Source organism: Saccharothrix sabaoui (assembly GCF_051756985.1).
GTDB lineage: Bacteria > Actinomycetota > Actinomycetes > Mycobacteriales > Pseudonocardiaceae > Actinosynnema.
Window position 1 is genome coordinate 59,523 of the sequence record NZ_JBPKJK010000005.1, and the last position, 20,282, is coordinate 79,804.

A 20,282-nucleotide genomic window follows, 5' to 3' on the forward strand; every position below is an offset into this window, starting at 1 on the left:
GGGAACAGGACTACCAGGGGTAGTCGTCCGCGACCCGGGTGGTCGTTAGCGCAGCAGGCGGAACAGCCGGGGGCAGGTCACCGGAGATCGGCAGTGGTGCCGGCGGTCTCCAACGCGTGGAGCGACGTGTACCGCTGCCGCTGCACGAACGCCGATCCACGGCCGGTCCCCCCGTGCGGCAGCGCCGCGCCCAACCGGCGGTGGGAGGGATGTCCCGGGGAGGTCAGCAGGAAGACCTGGTAGCGACCATCCGTCCAGCTCGCGATCGATGCGTCGATCACCTCGGCGATCCTGCGGTCCGCGCGGTCGTCCGAGCCGCGCAGCCGAGCCGCCTCCTCGGGGCTCCACTCGACGTTGTCACGCCGGTGGAGCACGGCGGGGACCTCCTGCTTGACTTCGCGGTCGGCGTAGAAGGCGATGCGGTCGACCGGTCGGAAGGCTCGTCCGGCCTGGCAGACGTAGGCCCGGCAGCTCTCGTAAAGGGACCAGGCGTGCTTCGCCGGCACGACGACGGTGTCCTCCAGCGTCACCGGTCGCTGCGCGTACACCGTCATCACGGCGCTGAGCCGTTCGAGCCAGGCGGCGGCGTCCGCGTCGATGAAGGCGGCGAGCTCGAAGATCTGACGGATCTCGAAGGGGATGTCGACGTTGATCGTCGAGTCGTGGTGGGCGAGGCGGTTGCGGAACTTCCGGACCCGCTCGACGGCGACCGCCACCTGCTTGCGCTTGCCCGACGAGTGCGGGAACGCCCGGTGCAGGCAGTCGCGCCACAGTTCTTCGTACTTCGGCCCGAGCAGCCCGGACCAGAACCCGAAGCTCAACCCCGCCACGATCTGGTGCCTGGACTCCTTGCGCTGGGGCAGGAGGCGTTCCCGGACCGCGGCGACGGCGCCGGCGACGTGCTCTCCACCCGGGGTGGGCAGGAGGAACCACGGGATACCGCACTCGTCTTCCCGGAAGTGCTCGCGCAGGCAGCGGTCGAGGGCGTTGCGGAGAAGCACCTCCAGGTGACCCACGACCTCGAAGGCCGCGGACGAGGTCCGGGCGCTCCACTCGTAGAGGGCGATCGCCGCGCTCTTGTCGCCACCGGCATCCCGCAAATAGGGGCCATCCGCGGCTCGGAGAGCATGTTCCACACGGCCGGGACGTCGACCTCGACGGGCGGCATGTCGAAATGTTATCGTTGGTGACGAACGCCCCAGTGCCGCCTCTGCTCGCATGCGCCTGGGGCTTCTTCACGTCCGCGAGCCGGTCCACGAGTCGCGTCCGGGTTCGGACGGTGGGCCGCCGGCAACGACCGCATCACAAGTGCCGGATGCCGACAACAGCCGAAAGCGCATGAGCAACAATGGCGCTCGCGCGGCAACCCCTGGAGGAACGGAATGTCCTGGCAAGAGGACCTGGCTGAGCTCGACCGCACGCTGGCGGAGGGGCGGATCAGCGCCGACGAGTACCGCCGTCGCCGGGACGAGCTCCTCGCGGCCGCGACGAGCAGCGGCACGGTCGGGGCGGGCGGCACACCGGCGGCCCCCCAGCAGCCGCAGAGCGGTCCGTTCGCGCCGCCCGTGCGGTGGGACGCGGTCCCTCCCCGGCCGCAGACGCCGAACCCGGACGCCACCCAGGTCGTCAACAACAACCAGGCCAGCGCCGACAAGACGCAGGTCGTGAGCGGGCAGCAGCGCGGGCAGGACGCGGACCGCACGCAGTACGTGGCGCCGATCACGCCGCCGCCCGGGATGCCGCAGCAGCCGCCGCCGCAGCAGGGCTGGCAGTCCGGCCCGCCGGTGGGCACGCCGCCGTGGGGCGGGGACAGCTTCTCCCCCGTCGACCAGAACCCCTCGTGGATCGCCCAGGGGCCCGAGGTGTTCGACGAGGGCGGTGGCGGTGGCAAGGGCAAGGTCATCGGCATCGTCCTCGCGGTCGTCCTGCTCGCGGGCCTCGCGTTCGGCGCCTACTGGCTGTGGGGCCGCGACAACGGCTCGACCCAGGCCGGCGGCGACACGACGACGTCGAGCACGCCCACCACCACGTCCTCCACGCCGCCGCCGGACCCGCTGCCGGTCGGCGAGATCCCCGGCAAGGTGAGCACCAACAAGGCGGTCACCGACTTCACCGCGGTGCCGAACCTCAAGTACCTGCTCGACTCGGAGGCCGCCCTCTACACGGCGGCGGGCGGCACCAAGACCAAGCTCGCCCAGTTCACCCTGGACGACGGGTCCAAGGGCATCGTGCTGATCGTGCAGGCCACCGACGCGACCGCGGCGGCCACGGCCGTGCAGGGCCTGTTCAACACGCAGGTCAACAACGGCATGACGCAGTTCAACGGCGGCCCCGCCGGCGTGTCGACCGGTGAGATCGACGCGGCGGGCGGCCAGAACGCCCGCGTGCGCGGCCACTACAGCAGCAAGGACCTGATCGTCCGCGTGGACGTGGCGGCGCCGACCCTGGCCGCCGCGCAGAAGGGCTACGAGCAGGCCCTGGAGGCGCAGCTCGAGGTGCTGCCGACCGATGGCTGAGCGCACCACGGGCACGACGGGCACGACAGGCACCGCGCACGCCGCTGACGGCACGAGCACGAGCGGCGCGAGCACGAGCGGCGCGAGCACGAGCGGCGCGAGCACGAGCGGCGCGAGCGGCAGCGGTGCGGGCGGTGGGCGCGCGGTGATCGCGTGCACCATCGTCGCCCGCAACTACCTGCCCGCCGCGCGCGTCCTCGCCGCGTCCTACCTGGAGCACCACCCCGACCCGGACCACGGCTTCGTGATCCTGGTCGTGGACGCCCCGCGCGGCGAGGGCGAGATCGGCGACCGGGTGCGGGTCGTCGGCCCGGAGGCCACCGGCATCTCCGAGGACGACTACCTGCGGATGGCCACCGCCTACAACGTCACCGAGATGGCGACGGCGGTGAAGCCGTACCTGCTGCGCGCGCTCCGCGCGGACGCCGACGTGGTGATCTTCCTCGACCCGGACATCCAGGTGTTCGCGCCGATGCCGGAGCTGGCCGAGCTGGCCCGCGCGCACGGCATCGTGCTGACCCCGCACTTCCTCAACCCGCTGCCGCGCGACGGCAAGGACCCGAGCGAAGCCGCGATCATGGGCGCGGGCATCTTCAACCTCGGGTTCGTGGCCACCGGCCCCGGCGCGGAGCCGTTCCTGGACTTCTGGGCCGAGCGCCTGCGCCACGACGCGGTCGTGGCCCCGGAGAGGCAGCTGTTCACCGACCAGCGGTGGGTGGACCAGGTGCCCGCGCTGTTCGACAACCACGTGCTGCGCGACCCCGGCTTCAACGTCGCCTACTGGAACGTCCACGAGCGCCCGGTCGAGCGGGACGCCGACGGGGTGCTGACCGCGGGCGGCCACCGGCTGCGGTTCTTCCACTACAGCGGCTACCGGCCGGAGCGCCCGTGGTTGCTGTCCCACCACACGCCGACCCGGCCACGCGTGGTGCTGTCCGAGCACCCCGTGGTGCGCGAGCTGTGCGACGCCTACGGCGCCCTGCTCCAGGCCAACGGCTACGCGAAGACGCTGGGCGCGATCCCCTACGGCTTCGCGCAGATGGCCGACGGCACGAAGATCGGCCAGGCCGTGCGCACCCTCTACCGCGACGCGTGGGAGGAGGCCGAGCGCAAGGGCAAGCCGAACCCGCCGCACGCGTTCGGCCCGGACGGCGGCGCCGCGCTGCGCCGCTGGCTCGCCGAGCCCGCCGACGACGCGCCGCTGGGCACCACGCTGAACCGCCTGGTCAGCACGCTGTGGGAGTCCCGCCCCGACCTGCGCGAGGCGTTCCCGCTGCCGCACAGCCGCGACGCCGCGCCGTTCGCGTCCTGGTGCGCCGGTTCCGGCGTGAAGGAGGCGCAGCTCCCGACGTGGGCGCTGCCCTCCGAGCCGGTCGCCCCGAGCGAGCCGACGGACGAGTTCGGCGTCAACGTCGTGGGCTACCTGACGGCGGAGCTGGGCGTCGGCGAGATGGCGCGCCTCGTGCACGACGCCATCGCCGAGTCCGGCGTGCCGGTGGCCTCCGTGGTGGAGGACCGCCTGGTGTCCAACCGCACGGGCCTGGACGAGCCGGGCACGGTCGGCGAGCCGCGGTTCCCGGTGAGCCTGCTGTGCGTGAACGCCGACCAGACGCGGGCCGTGCTGGACCACCAGCCGCACGTGGGCCACCACCGCTACCGGATCGGCCTGTGGGCGTGGGAGCTGGAGGAGTTCCCCGGCGAGATGCACCACGCGTTCGACCTGGTCGACGAGGTGTGGACGGTCAGCGAGTTCTGCCGCGAGGCCATCGCCAAGCACACGTCGATCCCGGTGAAGGCGATCCCGGTGCCGGTGCGCGACCCCGGCCCGGTGGACCGGCCGCCGCGCCGCGCGGGCGACCCGGTGACGTTCCTGTTCGCGTTCGACTTCTTCAGCATCGGGCAGCGCAAGAACCCGTGGGGCCTGGTCGACGCGTTCCAGCGCGCCTTCGAGGGCCGCGACGACGTGCGCCTGGTGCTCAAGGCGATCAACGGCGACAAGAACCCGCACACGGCCGAGCGCCTGCGGGTGCGCGTCGTGGACGACCCGCGCATCGAGCTGGTCGAGCGGTACCTGTCCGTGGCGGAGCTGGACGAGCTGTACGCGACGAGCAGCGCCTACGTGTCGCTGCACCGCAGCGAGGGCTTCGGCCTGACCGTCGCCGAGGCGATGGCGCGCGCCATGCCGGTGATCTCCACCGACTACTCCAGCACGACGGAGTTCCTGGACGGGCGCACCGGCTGGCCGGTCCCGCACCGGCTGGTCCGGGTGGGCGCGGGCAACGGCCCGTACCCGGCGGACGCGCTGTGGGCCGAACCCGACCTGGACGCCGCCGCCCGCGCCATGCGCGAGGTCGCGGACAACCCGGCCGAGGCCGAGCGGCGCGGTCGCGCGGCCCGCGAGCACATCCTGCGCACGCGGTCCGTCGGGAACGCGGCGCGGTGGATGCGCGAGCAGCTGCGCGCCGCCCACGACAGCTGGAAGAACCAGGGCGGCGCGGGCTACCGGGCCGCCGTGCCGGGCGCCGACGTGCTGCGACCGCTGCGCGACGCCAAGCAGGCGCTGCTGTGGCGCGCCGAGGCGGGCACCGCGTCCCGCACGCCGCTCGCCCCCGCGCTGCGCCGCGCCGTGCTGCGCGCCATCGACCACTACGACGTGCACCAGCGCAAGGTGATGGGCACGCTCGTCGGCGGCGTCGAGGACACGCTGAGCGCGGTCGTGTCGCGGCTGGAGGCCGTGGAGGCGGGGGTCGAGTCGACCCGCTGGGTCAACGAGGGCCTGAAGGACCGGCTGTCGTCGATGCGCGCCGACGTGGACTCGGTGCGCGACTCGACCACCCGGGTGGAGCGGCAGCTCGACGAGAGCCTGGAGCGCGTGTGGTCCCGGCTGGCGGACGACGAGCGCGCCGCGCACGACGGGTTCGCCGCCCGCGACCTGCGGCTCGACGACGGGCAGCGGCGCGCCGCCGAGGGTGAGCAGCGGGTCGCCGAGCTGGCGAAGGCGCTGGACGCGGTGCAGGACGCGGCACGGCTGCGGCACGCCCCGGTGCCCGCGGGCGCCGACGTGGTGGTGTGCGACGCGGGCGCGCTGCTGCTGCCCGCGGACGACGTGGTGCGGCCGTGGCTGTCCTACCACCGGTCGTGGGAGGTCGAGGAGGCCGAGCTGATGGCCCGGCTGGTCGGCGACGGCGCGTTCGTCGACATCGGCGCGCACGTCGGCTACCACACGCTGCGCCTGTTCCAGCGGGCCGCGGGCGTCACGGGCGCGGTGGCGGTCGAGGCCAACCCGGTCAACGCCGAGTTCCTGCGCCGCAACGTCGCCGCGAACCTCGGCCCCGAGACCGCGGCGCTGGTGGACGTGCTGCCGCTCGCCGCGTGGGACGAGGACGGCAGCGTCCGCCTCGTGCAGGCGGAGGACGGCAACAGCGGCGACCACCGGGCGCACGCCGCGGACGACGGCACCGAGGGCGGCGTCGTGGTGCCGGCCGTGCGGCTGGACGGGCGGCCGGAGATCACCGGCCGGCGCGTCACGCTGGTCAAGGTGGACCTCCAGGGCCGCGACCACCGGGCCCTCGCCGGCCTGGCGGGCGTGCTCGAACGGGACCGCCCGCACGTGGTGTGCGAGTTCTGCCCGAGCGCCGTCGTCGAGCTGGGCGACGACCCGGGCCAGGTCCTGCTCGGCTACCGCAAGCTCGGCTACGCGCCGGTCCCGCTCGGGGGCGACCCCGAGGTCGACCACGCCGACGACGACCTCGTGCGGCAGGCGGAGGACGCGCCCACCGGCTTCGTCACGCTGTGGCTTCGCCCACTCTGACCTCACGTTTCGCTGTCAGGACGGGGTGTCCTCCTGCGACACTCGTGCACGACGCGCCGTGAGGGGGCGGTCGGGCGCGAGCGTGGAGGGGGCGCAGTGAAGGTGTCGGGTACGCGCGCGTCCGCGTGGGGCGGGGTGCCGGCGGTGGTGCTGGTCGTCGCCGCCATGGTGGGCGCGTGGGCGCTGTGGGGCGGTCAGCCGCTGCCGGCGAGCGCGCGCAACGTGCCGCCGTCGGGCGAGGCGGGCCGGTTGGCCGCCGACCCGCTGGCGGTGGCCGACTTCGGGTCGGCGACCGAGTCCTACGAGCACGTGCGCGCGTTCGAGGACCTGGTGGGGCTGCGGTTCCTGAACCAGGCCGAGGTCGACGCCTACCGGGGCGCCGGTGCGGGCGCGGCGCGGATGACGCTGTCGTCGCGCCGGCCGGAGGGCCGCGTGCTGGTGACCGTGGTGCGGGTCGCCGACCGCGAGACCGCGCTGGCCACCGCGTTCCGGCTGGACGAGCTCCAGTTCGACTTCGGGCTGGAGCGCGCCGAGCCGGAGCACGGCGTCACGCGCGTCACCCGGGTCCTCTTCGGACCCGACACCGACCCGGCGGTCCGGCCCACGGTCCGCGCCCACTACGTGCACGGCGACCTGGTCGTGCGGGTCGAGCTGAACGCGCGGTCCCGCGACCTGATGTCCCGCTTCGGCGACGTGCTGGCGGTGCAGTTGAAGGCGTTGGCCGCCGATGGCTGACGTGGACGTGGAGGTGCGCACGCCCCCGGGCGTGCGGGTCGTGGCGGCGGTGGCGGTGGTGCTCCTGGCGCACAGCTACCTGTTCGGCCTGTGGGCGAGCCGGGACGGCCAGTCGCCCTGGCTGCTGCTGCTCGTGCGGACCTGGGTGAACCAGCCGACGGGCGTGGGCGAGGACTTCGGCTTCCTGGCGACGGCGCTGCTGCTGCTCGCGGCCGGGTACGCGGCGGGCGGTCCGGGCCACCGGGTCGCGCGCCTGCTGCGCCGGGCCGTGCCGGTGGTGGCGTGCGCCGCCCTGGCCGCCGCGCTGCTGGACCTGCTGGGCGCGCACCCGCTCGTGGAGACACCGGTGACCGCGCCGGTCGCGGCGGTGGCGCTGTTCGGCCTGCTGGCCGCGGCGCTGCGCCCGCTGACGCGGACGCCGTGGCTGCGGGCGCCGTGGCTGCGGGTCGCGGTGCTGCTGGAGCTGGCGTGCGCGGTGGTGCTGCTGGTCGGCTGGGCGGTCGACGCGGGCGGCCCGGGGTTCCTCCGGCCGGTCGGACCGGTCGCCGCGCTGGTGCCGCTGCTCGTGGTGGGGCAGCTGGCCCGGCTGGTGCGCGACGGCCTGGTCACCGTGCCGCAGGGCGCGGGGCTCGGGCTCGCCGCGCTCGCCGTGCTGGTGGTGGCGGACCGGACGACGCCGGACGCGGCCGGCTACTGGCACCCGCTCGGCGCGGTGCTCGCGGTGCTGCTGTTCCTGATCGCGCTGCCGCGCGGCGGCGCCTGGGCGGACGCGCGGCCGGTGCGGTGGTTGAGCGACCGCGCCCTGCCGCTGTACGCCTCGGTCCCGGTGGTCGGCTACGCGGCGGTCGACCTGCTGGGCGCGCTGCCGCTCGTGCTCGCCGTGCCGCTCGGCGCGGGTGTCGCCGGGCTCGCCGCCGAAGGGCTGCACCGGCTTTCGGGGAGGGTGTCGTGAGCGCGCCGACGGTGGAGATCGCGGTGACCCCACCGCGCCGCGACCAGTACCTGCACGGCCTCGACCTGCTGCGGGTGATCGCGTCGTGCGCGGTCGTGCTGACGCACCTGGTCGCCTGGTTCGCGCTGAACGACGAGGACTTCTGGCTGTCCACGCTCCTCCAGGGCGCCGTGATCGACCCGCTGCACCTCAACCCGCGCCTGTCGTTCTTCGGCGTCGCGCTGTTCCTCGTGGTCAGCGGCGTCGTGGTGACGCACGTGGCGAACCGCGAGCGGCCCGTGCAGTTCCTGCGCCGCCGCGTGGTGCGCCTGGTGCCGCTGCTGTGGGTCGTGACGCCGCTGGTGTGGGTGCTGATCAACCTCGGGCAGCGGGTGTCGTCGGCCCGCGAGGGGGACCTGGACCTGGGCGACCTGGTCAGCGGGCTGTTCCTGGCGAACTACTTCCAGGACCCGCCGGTGGCGCTGGTCGCGGTCACCTGGACGCTCCAGATCCAGGTGGTCTTCTACTGCTACGTCGCGCTCACCATCCCCGTGCTGCGCCGGCACGCGTGGCTGCCGCCGCTGGCGGCGGTGCCGCTGTGCTTCGCCACGCTGCTGCTCACCAACGGCACCGGCACGGTGGTGGGCCACCAGATCGGCCAGTTCGGCGCGTACCTGCCGGTGCTGTGCATCGGCCAGCTGATCTCGCTGGTGCACTCGGGCCGGGTCCGCCCGTGGGCGGGCGTCGGGATCGGCGCGGCCCACTTCCTGCTGTTCACGTGGGTGGACAAGGTCGGCGGGTACACGTTCCAGGGCGACTCGGTGCCGCGCACGCTGCTGTTCGCGGTGCTGCTGACCGTGCTGCTGGTGGCGGCGGGCGGGCCGGTGAGCCGGTCGGCGTTCGTGCGCGGCTGGTCGAAGCGGACCTACGCCATCTACCTGATCCACCTCAGCGCGATGTACCCGATGTTCGACGCGCTCATGCCGCACTGGGACCACACCGTCGTCGCGGTGCTGGGCCTGCTGGCCACGGCGCTGGCGGCCGAGGTGCTGCACCGGTTGGTGGAGAGACCGGCCGACCGCGCGATCCGGAAGTGGGAGCGGCGCGAGCGCACGGCGTGACCGGTTCCCGTCGCGCGGGAGACACGGGCGGGCACGCTTCGTTAGCATGCTCGGCGTAACCGGGGAGCGACTGGAAGGGGTAAGCCCCTGAAAGGCCACGACCCCGCGCCGGGGGACGAGACGACCGCCGCCGTGGTGAAGACGCGCATCGCGTTCATCGACATCGGCCGCGGCATCGCCGCGCTGCTCGTCTTCTACAGCCACCTCGCCGAGCAGTGGATCGCCAAGCGCGAAGCCGGTCCCACGCCCGTGGTGGACTTCGTCGACGGGCTGACGAGCGACCCCGTGCACATGGGGCTCCAGGGCATCGGGCAGATCGCCGTGCCGTTCTTCTTCCTGGTCAGCGGGTACGTGGTGACGCCGGTGGCGCTGCGCCAGGGCGGGCGCGGCTTCGGCCTCAACCGCCTGGTGCGGGTGTACGTGCCGATGACGTTCACCGTGCTGCTCACCGCCCTGGTGATCCTGCTCGGCGCGGCGCCGCTGGCGGGCGGCAAGGAGCCCGTCGTCACGCTGTGGACCGTCATCACCAACTCGCTGGTGGTCAACTACCTGATCGTGCCGCAGGTCGTGCTGGTCGGCGTGGCGTGGACGCTCGTCGTGGAGATCCTCTTCTACGTCCTGCTGGTGGCGCTGCTGCCGCTGCTGCGCCGCGCGCCGGCGGCGGCCATCGCGGTGCAGCTGGCGTTCGTGCTCGTCGTGGTGCTGACGGCGCGCGACCTCGGCCCGTCGTGGCTGCTGTTCGCGGTGAACGCCTCGTACGTGGTCATCCCGGTCATCGGCCAGGTCGTGTGGGCGACGACGACCAAGCGGGTGCCGCTGTGGCAGGGCGGGGTGTTCGTCGGGCTGGCGTGGGCGCTGTACGTGCTGGCCGACCACCTGCAGTTCGGCCGGCTGGACACGTCGTACAACCTGGCGCTGGCGTTCGCGTTCCTGTGCTTCCTGATGGGCATGTTCGCCGAACCGCGGCTCGCCCAGCGCAAGGTGTGGACGGCGCTGTCCGAGCGCAGCTACTCGATCTACCTGCTGCACGGCGTGGTCGCGTTCGTGGTGCTCGACCTGCTGCGGCCCGGCGTGCCGCTGCTGCTCGCGGTGCCGATCGCGGTGGCGGTGACGTTCGGCGTGGTGGAGCTGAGCTACCGGTACGTGGAGAAGCCGAGCCACGTGCTGGCCCGGCGGCTGTCCCGGTGGGCCTCGCCCAAGCCCGCGCCCAAGCCCGCGCCGAAGGCCGCCACCGAGGCGGAGGACGGGGCCGAGGCGGAGGACGGGGCGGAGGACGAGCACTGGCCGGACGAGGACGAACCCGACGAGGACGAGCCCGACGAGATCCCCGCGGACTCGCCGGCCGACGCCCCCGCCGAGGTGCCGGTCGCGGTCCCGGCCGGCCGGGCGCGCCCGCGCGCGGAGGAGCCGACCGAGGTGCTCGCGCCGGTCCGACGCGTACCGCCCCGACCGCGCGGCGACATCCCGCCCCCGCGCCGACCGCTGCCTCCCCCGCCGGTCCGGGCAGAGCGGCAGCCGAGGCACGCGGAGCAGCAGCCGAGGCGGCGGGTGCCCCCGCCACCCCCGGTCGAGCGGCCCACCGAACCCATCCCGGCGGTCCCGCCCGCACCCGCACCCGCACCCGCGCCCGAGCCCCGGCGGCGCAGGCGGCTGGACGAGACGGCGACCGGCATCAGCGTGGAGTCGCTGCTGGCCCTCAACGCCGACGCACGCCACCGGCGGGGCCGCTAGCTAGCGGGGGTTCGCGGCCAGTTCCTCGGCGATCACGCCGATGGCGTCGGGGTTCAGGATCGGGTTGATGCCGCCCAGCAGGTTGCGCTCGGCCGCTTCGAGGACCACCACGTCCGTGCCGGCGAGCATCCTGCCCACCGCGCGCGGGTCGGCGACGACGCCGTCCACGTGCTGGATGGTGATGTCGGTGAAGCCCGCCACCAGGTACTGCGCGGTGTAGAAGGCGAACGAGTCGCCGAGCACGCCGACCTTCTTGCCCACCACGCCCTTGCCGGCCGGCTGGGTGAAGCGCTGCGGCTGCCTCGGGTCGCCGTTGACGGCGCGGCTGCGCGTGGTCGAGCCGTCCGGCTTCACGTCGTACGCCTGCATCTCCTCGCGCTCGGTCCGCCCGAGCAGCGGCGCGAGGTCGCCCTGCCGCTCGACCTTGGACGACGGCTCGACCTTCCAGCTCGACGTGCGCCCCGCCTGGACCGCGTCGACCACCGCGCGCACCATCACCAGGCCGCCGTCGTGCGTCCAGTGGCTGTCGTACTTGCTGTAGACCGGGGCCTTGATCCGCTCGGCCTCCGCCTTCATGCCCTTGCGCAGGTCGATCGCCCCGGTCTTGGGCCCGAGCTGGCGCCAGAAGTAGTCGGACGCGCGCTCGTGGCACGTCTTGCCGAAGTACCGGCCGGGCAGGTACTCGGGCATGACCGTGCTCTTGTTCGGGGCGACGGTCAGCACGAACTTCCGCCCCGACGCCTCCACGGCCTGCCGGAGCGCGGCCAGCCGCGCGAACACCTCGTCGGTCCGGAGGGACGGCTCGCACGCGTCCTCGACGTCGTCCCCGAGGTAGAGCCAGTCGTCCTTGCCCACGATGGCGCGCACGTACGCGGTGGGTTCGGGCTGGTCGAGCGACGGGTCCTTCGGCGGCAGCGGGATCGGGCCGCTCGGCTGGTCCTGGCGCTGCTTGGTCGGCGGCGGCGGCGCGTCGCCGAACAGGCGGTTGACCGCGTTGTCGACGGCGACGGCCTTGTCGCGGAACGGGATGTGGTCGTTCGCCCAGGAGTTGAGGCCGGTGAAGAAGCCCCAGCCGGCGGTGATCGACGGGAGGTCGGCGAGCTTGCGGTTCTCGAACTCGGCCGGGCGGACGCCGACGACCAGCAGCAGCGCGGGGACGCAGAAGAACACGACGGCGGCGACGAGCGCGCCGTGCTGCCGGTCGCTGTGGCGCGGGCGGTACAGGGCGTGGTCCCTCGGGAGCAGCGACTCCGGCGTCGGGGGGAGCGCCGACCGCACCACCGGCTTCGCCCTGGTGTCGTCTGCGTGCACGACCCGAGCCTAGTTGCCGGTCACGTCGCCCGTCCGGGGGTCACCGCAAGGTGGGGATTGATAGGGGCCGCCGGGTGCAACCCACGCCCCATGGCGAACGTCTCCCACGGTGACAGCGGAACCGACCCCTGCGGAGGAACGCATGTGGCCGACTGTGAGCCTCGTCACGCTTGGCGCACTCGCATTTGTGGTGCGCACCGTTCGCGTACTGCGGTCCTCTTCGAAATCGACGGCACGCCCCATCGGTATTGACTCAGCCCCACCGGTCTAGTCCCTATGGCGGATTGTCCACTTGCCGTACGATCATTTTCAGGTCGAACGGGCCCGTGCCTGCTTAGGGGACCTCGGAACAAGAGGTAGGTGCATCATGGATCTCGCACTGAGCAAGGTGATCGAGCTGCGCGAGAGCGGGTTCCAGTTCCTGCACCTGCGGGACGAGGACGGGCAGCTCGACCGCATCATGGCGTTCAAGCAGCGCCGCGGGTTCATCGACTCGATCCTCTTCTGGTCCGAGACCGAGGCCCGCGCGGGCAGGCTGCCGGCCGTCCGGGACAGCCAGCGCGCGGCCCAGGCCGTCTGGATCTACGAGGGACCGCTGGTCGAGGCCGTGGACCGGCTGCTGGACCTGCCGGAGCCCGGTTCGCGCAACGCGCCCACCCTGATGAAGCGGACGGCGTCCGACCTCGCGGTCGTGACCACCCTGCCGTTCAGCATGAAGCTGCCCCCCGGCGCCATCGCCTAGACATCCCGCGTTAACGTCACCCGCCGCACACAAAATGCGGCGGGTAGTCGTCGTTTCGTCACGGTGAGTAGTTTCACGCCTTTGTTGCGCAATTCTCCGGCGTGAACTAAACGACCGTAAGCAGGAATATTCACCCTCGCCGGGGCGAGACCAAACCTGATTCATAGGCCAGCACGACGAGTTGCGCGCGGTCCCGCGCGGCCAGTTTGGTCATCACCCGGCTGACGTGGGTGCGGGACGTGGCGGGGCTGATCACGAGGTGCGCGGCGATCTCGTCGTTCGACAGGCCGGCCGCCACGAGCGCGAGCACCTCCCGTTCCCGCGCGGTCAGCTCGCGCAGCGCCGCCGGGTCGGGCCGGCGGAACTCCGGTCTCCCCGCGTACTCCCCGATCAGCTTCCGGGTGACGCTCGGCGCGAGCAGGGCGTCACCGGCGGCGACGACGCGCAGGGCGTGCAGCAGCTCCACCGGGTCGGCGTCCTTGAGCAGGAAGCCCGACGCGCCCGCCCGGATCGCCTCGAACACGTACTCGTCCGCGGTGAACGTGGTCAGCACCAGCACCCTCACCCCGGGCAGCTCGGCGCACACCCGCCTGGTCGCGGCGAGGCCGTCGGTGCCGGGCATCCGGATGTCCATCACCACGACGTCCGGCCGGTGCTCGTGGGCGAGCCGCACGGCCTCCGCGCCGTCACCCGCCTCGCCGACGACCTCGAAACCGTCCTCGGTGTCCAGCAGCAGCCGGAAACCCGCGCGCACGAGCGCCTGGTCGTCGGCCAGCACGACCCTGATCACCACGGACCTCCCACGGCAGCACGGCGCGGACCCGGAACCCGGTGGCGGTCGGGCCGGCGTCGAGCGCGCCACCGAGCGCTTCGACGCGTTCGCGCATCCCCCGCAGGCCCTCGCCCGCGCCCTGCGGGGCGCGACCCCCGCTCCCGTCGTCGGTGACGGTCAGGACCAGGCCGTCGTCGGCGCGCTCGAACCCCACCACCACCTCGGTCGCGTCGGGCGCGTACCGCACGGCGTTGGTCAGCGCCTCCTGCACCACCCGGTACGCGGCGGCGTCGACGCTCGCGGGCAGCTCCCCCGGATCGCCGACCACGCGGGCGTTCGCCACCGGCCGGACCAGCTCGTGGAGCCGGGCCAGGCCGGGCACGGGGGTGGTGCCCGCACCGGTCCGCAGCACGCCGAGCGTGGCCCGGAGGTCGTCGAGCGCGTGCCCGCTGGCCTCCTTGATCGCCCGCAGCGCCTTGACCGCCTCCTCGGGGCGGCGGTCGGCGACGTGCGCGGCCACCCCGGCCTGCACGTTGATCACGGCGAGGCTGTGCGCGACCACGTCGTGCACCTCGCGCGCGATCCGCAGCCGCTCCTCCTCCACCTGGCGCCCCCGCCGCTCGGCCACCCTGGTCCGCCCCAGGGACAGCACGGCGAACGCGGGCGCGAGGATCACCGGCCCGACGTGGCCGGTCGCGTAGTAGAGCCAGGTCGAGGCCCCGGTGACCCAGATGACGGCCACCGGGTAGCGCGCACGCCAGATCAGCGGCGCGAACGTCGCCGCGAACCAGACCCCGGTCAGCCATCCCACGGCTCGAACGTACGGGAGGGCGGGCGGCCGGACATCGGACCGGGGTCCGAGATCCGGCGTACGTCAGCGGTCGTACGCGCCCTGCTTGGCGGCGGTCAGGAAGGCCGGCCAGTCAGCGAGCGCGACGGTGGGCCCGGCGGGGTTCTTGGAGTCGCGGACCAGGGCCGCGCGACCGTCGAGGGCGACCTCGACGCAGTTCCCGTTGCCGCCGGTGTTGCTGCGCGTGCTCTTGCGCCACATGGCACACCCCGATCCCTCATCGCTCCGCCGCCAGTCTCTCGATCCGCTCGGCGGATTCCGCCGGGGACAACGCCAGCTTCGAGAGGTGGGTGAAAGTCAGCTTAGCCACCTTGACCTTCGACGGGTCCTCCACGTGGAGCGACCCGGCGGCGTGCTCGATGTAGAGCACCGACCGGTCGAACTCCACCGGGAAGTCCAGCACGGTGAAGGGACCCATCTGGCCGTCGTTGGGCCCCGCCCCCCACGGCAGGAGCTGGACGGTGACGTTGTCCCGCTCCGCCTCCTCCCGGATGAGCGCCAACTGCGCCGCCGAGGCGTGGGCGAGGGCGCCTTCGGCCATGATCGCGTGCAGGGCGAGCGGCTCATCGGCCGACAACCGCTGCCGGCGGGTCAGCCGCACCTCGATCTGGTTCTCCACCCACTTCCGCGACCGCTGCACCCGCGCCCGCGCGAACCCCGCCCGGAGGTAGTCCTCGGACTGGAGCAGCCCCGTCACGTACATGACCTGGTAGTCCGAGACCCTCGCGGCGTCGTGCTCCAGGCTGATGTAGCCCTGGTCGTCCAGGTCGTACTTGGTCCACCAGCCCTGTTCCGTCGCCCGCGCGTGCATCTCCAGGTACGGCTCCCACTGGGAGAGCGGCACGCGGTAGACGTCCAGCATCGCGCGCACGGCGTGGTAGTCCGGCTTCTGCCCCAGCTCGATGCGGCTGAGCTTGCGGTGGTCGTAGTTCAACGCCTCCGCCGCCTCGTGCTGCGACATCCCGGCCCGCTTCCGCAGCTCCTTCAGCACCTCGCCGAGCCTGCGCAGCCGTTGGTCCGTCACGATCCTCGGCACCCGCCACCTCCCGTGATCATGGATGAGGCGACGCTACGACCGGCAGGACCGGATTCGGGATTCCCACCAGCCGTCGACCGGCCCGGTGATCACCGGGGCGGGTGAACAAATCCACTCGCCCGGATTGCGGAGCTTGAAGCGGGCACCCCCGGTGCGGAATTTTTCGCCCGTGAACCCCGGGAAGACCACCGCGGTCGCCCTCGGCGGCACCGCCGTCGTGCTGGAGCCGGGCTCCAGCCGCTGAGCCGGAACGGTCCCGGCCCCCTCCCCCTCGGGCCGGGGCCGTTCCAACCCCCGACGTCGGCGAACCGGCGTCAGCGAACCGGCGTCAGCGAACCCGATGTCGGCGAACCGGCGTCAGCGACCGACCGCGTACCCCTGGGCACCGCGCGGGTTGGCCGCGCCGCGCAGCAGGCCGCCCCGCGGGTCCCGCGCCACGGCCGACATGCGCCCCAGCGCCCACGGCCCCGCGTCGACCACCGAGTGGCCGCGCTCGCGCAGTTCCCCGATCCCGCCGAAGCGGGACTCGACCACGACCTCGCCCGGCGTCCACGAGCGCGGGAAGAACGAGCTGGGGAACGCGTTGGTGTGCCACATCGGCGAGTCGATGGCCTCCTGGAGGTTCATCCCGCCGGCGGTGTGCGCGAGCCAGAACCCGAGCTGCCACTGGTCCTGCTGGTCGCCGCCCGGCGTGCCGAACGCGAGCGCGGGCAGGCCGTCGCGCAGCGCCAGCGACGGCGACAGGGTGATCCGGGGGCGCTTGCCGGGGGCCAGCGAGTTCGGCAGGCCCTCGTCGAGCCAGAACATCTGCGCCCGGCTGCCCAGGCAGAAGCCCAGCGACGGGATGGTCGGCGACGACTGGAGCCAGCCGCCGGACGGGGTGGCGGACACGACGTTGCCCCAGCGGTCGACCACGTCGACGTGGACGGTGTCGCCGCGCACGGTCCCGGTGCGGCCGACGGTGGGTTCGCCGATCGCGCCGAGGCTGTCCTTCTCCACCGGGGCCACCGGGCCGCGCAGCACGTGCGCGGGCAGCCGCGGGTCCGCGCCCAGCGGCGAGCCGGGGCGCAGGTCGAGCGAGGCGGTGTCGGTGACGAGCGCGCGCCGCGCGTCGGCGTACTCGCGGGACAGCAGCACGTCGAGCGGCACGTCGCCGGTGTCGCCGTACCACGCCTCGCGGTCGGCGAACGCGAGCTTGGCGCTCTCCACGGCGAGGTGCACGGTGTCCGCGGTGGGCACGCCGTCGACGTAGCCGATCCGGTCGGCGAAGCCCTCCAGCAGCCGCAGCTGCTGGAGCAGCACGGGTCCCTGGGTCCACGCGCCGGGCTTCGCGACGGTCCACGGGCCGAAGTCGGCCGTCACGGCGTCCTCGTAGGTCGCCGCCCACGAGGCCATGTCGTCGCCGGTGAGCACGCCCGCGTGGTCCCGGCCGGAGTCGTCGCGGCGCGCGGTGCGGAAGAAGTCGTCGACCTGGGCGGCGACGAAGCCCTGCGACCAGGCGCGGCGCCCGGCCTCGATCTGCGCCTCGCGGTCGGACCCGGCGGCCTCGGCGGCGGCGAGCAGCCACTCCCAGGTGTCGGCGAGCCTGGTGTTGCGGAAGCGCTCCCCGGCGGCCGGCGGCACGCCGCCGGGGAGCCACAGCTCCGCCGACGTCGTCCAGTGGTCGCGGAACAGGTCGGCGACGGTGGAGATGGTGGCGCTCACGCGCTCCAGCAGCGGGAAGCCGTCACGGGCGTAGCCGATGGCGTACCCGAGGACGTCGCGCAGGGACTTGGTGCCGTAGTCGCGCAGCAGGGTCAGCCAGCCGTCCCACGCGCCGGGCACGGTGGCCGCGAGCAGGCCGCTGCCGGGCACGAGGTCGAGCCCGAGGTCCCGGTAGTGCGCGATCGTCGCGCCGGCGGGGGCGACGCCCTGGCCGCACAGCACCCTGGGCGTGGTCTCGCCGGCGGCGGCGAACACCGCGGGCACCTCGCCGCCGGGGCCGTTGAGGTGCGGTTCCACCACTTGCAGCACGAAGCCGACGGCGACGGCGGCGTCGAAGGCGTTGCCGCCGTCCTCCAGCACGGCCATGCCCGCGGAGGACGCGAGCCAGTGCGTCGACGCGACCATGCCGTGCGTGCCGACGAGTTCAGGGCGGGTGGTGAACATTTCGACAACGTACGTCGCGGCACCCGATTTTGTTAACCCTGCTAACGAGGTTGTCCCCCTGAAGATCTACTGAACGCGAACGGTGCTCGCGCCGCGCACCGGTCCGCGGCCCGGTGCCAGCAGCACCAGGCCCGCCCGGCGCAGGGCGTCCGGGTCCAGGTGGTTGCGGGTGTCCAGCACCGTCGACCCGGCCATCCCCGCCGCGACCCGCGCCCAGTCGAGCGCGCGGAACTCGGGCCACTCCGTGAGCAGCACCACGGCGTCCGCACCGCGCACCGCCGCGTACGGGTCGTCCACCACGGTCATGCCGACCAGCGGCCGGTCCACCTGCGGGTCGTGCGCGACCAGCTCCGCGCCCTCGAACGCGAGCAGCTCCGCCACGGCCAGCGCGGGCGAGTCGCGCAGGTCGTTCGTGCCCGCCTTGAACACGAGGCCCAGCACGCCGATCCGCCTGCCCGCGAGCGGCCCGACGGCGGCGCGCAGCCTGTCCACCACCCGTCGCTGCTGCCGGGCGTTCGTCTCGATGGTGGCCTTGACCAGCGAGAAGTCCACGCCGACCGACTCGGCGATGCGCACCATGGCGTGCGTGTCCTTGGGCAGGCACGACCCGCCCCAGCCGGGACCCGGCCGCAGGAACGACTGGCCGATGCGCCGGTCGTGGCCCATGCCCTCGGTGACCGAGGTGACGTCCGCGCCGACCAGCTCGCACAGCTCGGCGACCGCGTTCACGTACGACAGCTTCATCGCCAGGAAGCAGTTGGCCGCGTACTTGACCACCTCGGCGCTGGCCGCGTCCATCAGCACGGTCGGCGCGCCGAGCCTCGCGAACAGGGCGGCGACCCGTTCGGCGGCCGGCGGCGAGTCGGAGCCGACCACGATCCGGTCGGGGTGCAGGAAGTCCCGCACCGCGCTGCCCTCGCGCAGGAACTCCGGGTTGGACACCACGGCCACGTCGTCGCGGCCGAGCAGGGCGGCGATCCGGGCGGACGTGCCGACCGGCACCGTGGACTTGCACACGACGACCGCGCCGCGCGGCAGCACGTCCCGGACCTCCGCGGCCACCGCCTCCACCGCGGACAGGTCCGCCGCGCCGCCCGCGCCCATCGGCGTGGGCAGGCACAGGAACACCACCTCGGCATCGGCCACGGCGTGCCGCGCGCCCACCACGAAGTCGAGCCGGCCCGCCGCCCGGCCCCGCGCCACCAGGTCGGCGAGGTCGGGTTCGAGGATGTCGACCTGCCCGGCGCGCAGCCGGGCGACCTTCAGCGCGTCCACGTCCGCGCACACGACCCGATGACCGAGGGAGGCCAGGCACGCCCCCGTCGTCAGGCCCACGTAACCCGTTCCCACGACCGCGATCCGCCGGACGAACATGCCGCCGACGGTGCCGGCCGAAGTTTGCGGCGGGTCGAACTCCAGCTGTATGCGGAGAGTGAGATCGGTGGTCCCCCGGGTGCACGCCGGAACACCTCTCGCGGTGGACGCGCGTTCACGCTGGTCGCGGGCAGGGTCGGGGGTGTGGAACTCCTCGTGGTGGTGGTGACGTTCGTCGGGCTGGCGGTGCTGGCGGCCGTGCCGTTGGTCGCACTGCTGCACCTCTCGGAGCGCCGGGAGCTGAACGACCGTTAACCTCCTGTCCGTCGGACAGGAGGAATGCATGGAGATCTCGGGTACCGCGGCGATCGTCACCGGCGGCGCGTCCGGTCTGGGTGCGGCGACCGCACGGGCGCTGGCCGCGCGCGGCGCGTCCGTGTTCGCGCTCGACCTCAGGGTGGAGGGCGCCGAAGCGGTCGAGGGCGTCACCTACGTCGCGGCGGACGTGACCTCGGAGGAGGACGTCCAGGCCGCCGTCGACGCCGCCGCCGGCTCCGGCGCGCCGCTGCGGGTCGTGGTGAACTGCGCGGGCATCGGCCCGTCCACGCGGACCGTCGGCAAGTCCGGCCCGCACCCCCTCGACCTGTACCGCAAGGTCCTGGACGTCAACGTGGTCGGCACGTTCAACGTGCTGCGGCTCGCGGCGGCGGCCATGGGCCGGACCGAGCCGCTGGAGCACGGGCAGCGCGGGGTGGTGGTCAACACGGCGTCGATCGCGGCGTACGACGGGCAGATCGGCCAGGTCGCGTACGCGTCGTCCAAGGCGGCGGTGGTCGGCATGACCCTGCCCGCGGCGCGCGACCTGTCATCGGTCGGCGTGCGGGTGATGACGATCGCGCCGGGGATTGTGGACACGCCCATGCTGGCCACGGTCTCCGAGGAGTTCCGCGCCGGCCTGGCGGCGGGCGTGCCGTTCCCGAAGCGCCTCGCCCTGCCCGACGAGTACGCCGCCCTGGCCGTCTCCATCGTCGAGCACGACTACCTGAACGGCGAGGTCATCCGCATGGACGGCGCCCTCCGCATGTCCCCCCGCTAACCCGCGAGAGTCCAACGCTCAGACCCCGAGAGTCCAACGCTCAGGTCGCGAGAGTCCAACGCTCAGGACCTCTGAGTTCTACGTTCGCGGCTAACGCCGTTAGTCCCGAACGCAGAACTCAGGGGGCCTGGAAGTTGGACTCTCGGGGCCTGGAGGTACGACTCTCGG

General features: G+C 73.4%; 16 protein-coding genes. 8 read left to right on the forward strand and 8 right to left on the reverse strand.

Annotation, left to right across the window (positions count from 1 at the left end; all coding sequences use genetic code 11):
- Positions 1-77: 77 nt before the first annotated feature.
- Positions 78-1,100, reverse strand: coding sequence for a hypothetical protein (locus ACR807_RS02960; protein ID WP_438919612.1), 1,023 nt, complete (start codon positions 1,098-1,100; stop codon positions 78-80).
- A 282-nt stretch (positions 1,101-1,382) separates the two neighbouring features.
- On the opposite strand from ACR807_RS02960, the gene ACR807_RS02965 reads away from it, so the two are divergent.
- The 6 genes from ACR807_RS02965 to ACR807_RS02990 all read left to right on the forward strand — a co-directional run bounded on the left by ACR807_RS02965 (position 1,383) and on the right by ACR807_RS02990 (position 10,845).
- Positions 1,383-2,516 (forward strand): DUF1707 domain-containing protein, encoded by a 1,134-nt coding sequence (locus ACR807_RS02965; RefSeq protein WP_438919613.1) that lies wholly within the window; start codon positions 1,383-1,385, stop codon positions 2,514-2,516.
- The gene (locus ACR807_RS02970) at positions 2,509-6,327 is read left to right on the forward strand and encodes an FkbM family methyltransferase (protein ID WP_438919614.1); all 3,819 of its coding nucleotides are present in this window, start codon (positions 2,509-2,511) and stop codon (positions 6,325-6,327) included. Before ACR807_RS02965 ends, ACR807_RS02970 begins: the two co-directional genes overlap by 8 nt.
- Before the next feature lie 96 nt (positions 6,328-6,423).
- A complete protein-coding gene (locus ACR807_RS02975) occupies positions 6,424-7,062 on the forward strand; it encodes a hypothetical protein (protein WP_438919615.1) in 639 nt (212 codons plus the stop codon).
- Positions 7,055-8,014 (forward strand): hypothetical protein, encoded by a 960-nt coding sequence (locus ACR807_RS02980; RefSeq protein WP_438919616.1) that lies wholly within the window; start codon positions 7,055-7,057, stop codon positions 8,012-8,014. Before ACR807_RS02975 ends, ACR807_RS02980 begins: the two co-directional genes overlap by 8 nt.
- Entirely contained in the window at positions 8,011-9,114 is a 1,104-nt protein-coding gene (locus ACR807_RS02985; RefSeq protein WP_438919617.1) for an acyltransferase family protein, read from the forward strand. Before ACR807_RS02980 ends, ACR807_RS02985 begins: the two co-directional genes overlap by 4 nt.
- A gap of 135 nt (positions 9,115-9,249) precedes the next feature.
- Positions 9,250-10,845, forward strand: coding sequence for an acyltransferase family protein (locus ACR807_RS02990; protein ID WP_438919618.1), 1,596 nt, complete (start codon positions 9,250-9,252; stop codon positions 10,843-10,845).
- Here the strand turns inward: ACR807_RS02990 and ACR807_RS02995 are convergent, their stop codons facing one another.
- A complete protein-coding gene (locus ACR807_RS02995; protein ID WP_438919619.1) occupies positions 10,846-12,156 on the reverse strand; it encodes an alginate O-acetyltransferase AlgX-related protein in 1,311 nt (436 codons plus the stop codon).
- 367 nt (positions 12,157-12,523) lie between these two features.
- On the opposite strand from ACR807_RS02995, the gene ACR807_RS03000 reads away from it, so the two are divergent.
- Complete coding sequence (locus ACR807_RS03000) at positions 12,524-12,898, forward strand: hypothetical protein (protein ID WP_438919620.1); 375 nt, start codon at positions 12,524-12,526, stop codon at positions 12,896-12,898.
- 130 nt (positions 12,899-13,028) lie between these two features.
- On the opposite strand, the gene ACR807_RS03005 is transcribed toward ACR807_RS03000, so the two are convergent.
- From ACR807_RS03005 to ACR807_RS03030, 6 genes are all read right to left on the reverse strand, one after another.
- Positions 13,029-13,688 (reverse strand): response regulator transcription factor, encoded by a 660-nt coding sequence (locus ACR807_RS03005; protein WP_438919621.1) that lies wholly within the window; start codon positions 13,686-13,688, stop codon positions 13,029-13,031.
- On the reverse strand, positions 13,585-14,481 hold the full coding sequence (locus tag ACR807_RS03010; RefSeq protein ID WP_438919622.1) for a sensor histidine kinase: 897 nt from the start codon (positions 14,479-14,481) through the stop codon (positions 13,585-13,587). Before ACR807_RS03010 ends, ACR807_RS03005 begins: the two co-directional genes overlap by 104 nt.
- A 63-nt stretch (positions 14,482-14,544) precedes the next feature.
- A complete protein-coding gene (locus ACR807_RS03015; RefSeq protein ID WP_438919623.1) occupies positions 14,545-14,721 on the reverse strand; it encodes a DUF397 domain-containing protein in 177 nt (58 codons plus the stop codon).
- A 16-nt stretch (positions 14,722-14,737) separates the two neighbouring features.
- Positions 14,738-15,556 carry a helix-turn-helix domain-containing protein gene (locus tag ACR807_RS03020; RefSeq protein WP_438919624.1) on the reverse strand — a complete coding sequence of 273 codons (819 nt, stop codon included), beginning with the start codon at positions 15,554-15,556 and terminating at the stop codon, positions 14,738-14,740.
- A gap of 357 nt (positions 15,557-15,913) precedes the next feature.
- A complete protein-coding gene (locus ACR807_RS03025) occupies positions 15,914-17,704 on the reverse strand; it encodes a gamma-glutamyltransferase family protein (RefSeq protein ID WP_438919625.1) in 1,791 nt (596 codons plus the stop codon).
- A 66-nt stretch (positions 17,705-17,770) separates the two neighbouring features.
- Positions 17,771-19,078 carry a UDP-glucose dehydrogenase family protein gene (locus ACR807_RS03030; protein WP_438919626.1) on the reverse strand — a complete coding sequence of 436 codons (1,308 nt, stop codon included), beginning with the start codon at positions 19,076-19,078 and terminating at the stop codon, positions 17,771-17,773.
- Between the two features lie 283 nt (positions 19,079-19,361).
- On the opposite strand from ACR807_RS03030, the gene ACR807_RS03035 reads away from it, so the two are divergent.
- Positions 19,362-20,114, forward strand: a complete 753-nt coding sequence (locus tag ACR807_RS03035; protein ID WP_438919627.1) for an SDR family NAD(P)-dependent oxidoreductase — start codon at positions 19,362-19,364, stop codon at positions 20,112-20,114.
- Positions 20,115-20,282: the final 168 nt, after the last annotated feature.

Bases quoted from the DNA above. Each gene is read 5' to 3' on its own strand.
- ACR807_RS03000 (WP_438919620.1), top strand. From the start codon at position 12,524: ATGGATCTCGCACTGAGCAAGGTGATCGAGCTGCGCGAGAGCGGGTTC.
- ACR807_RS03035 (WP_438919627.1), top strand. From the start codon at position 19,362: ATGGAGATCTCGGGTACCGCGGCGATCGTCACCGGCGGCGCGTCCGGT.
- ACR807_RS03030 (WP_438919626.1), bottom strand. From the start codon at position 19,078: ATGTTCGTCCGGCGGATCGCGGTCGTGGGAACGGGTTACGTGGGCCTG.
- ACR807_RS03025 (WP_438919625.1), bottom strand. From the start codon at position 17,704: ATGTTCACCACCCGCCCTGAACTCGTCGGCACGCACGGCATGGTCGCG.
- ACR807_RS03015 (WP_438919623.1), bottom strand. From the start codon at position 14,721: ATGTGGCGCAAGAGCACGCGCAGCAACACCGGCGGCAACGGGAACTGC.
- ACR807_RS02980 (WP_438919616.1), top strand. From the start codon at position 7,055: ATGGCTGACGTGGACGTGGAGGTGCGCACGCCCCCGGGCGTGCGGGTC.
- ACR807_RS02965 (WP_438919613.1), top strand. From the start codon at position 1,383: ATGTCCTGGCAAGAGGACCTGGCTGAGCTCGACCGCACGCTGGCGGAG.
- ACR807_RS02970 (WP_438919614.1), top strand. From the start codon at position 2,509: ATGGCTGAGCGCACCACGGGCACGACGGGCACGACAGGCACCGCGCAC.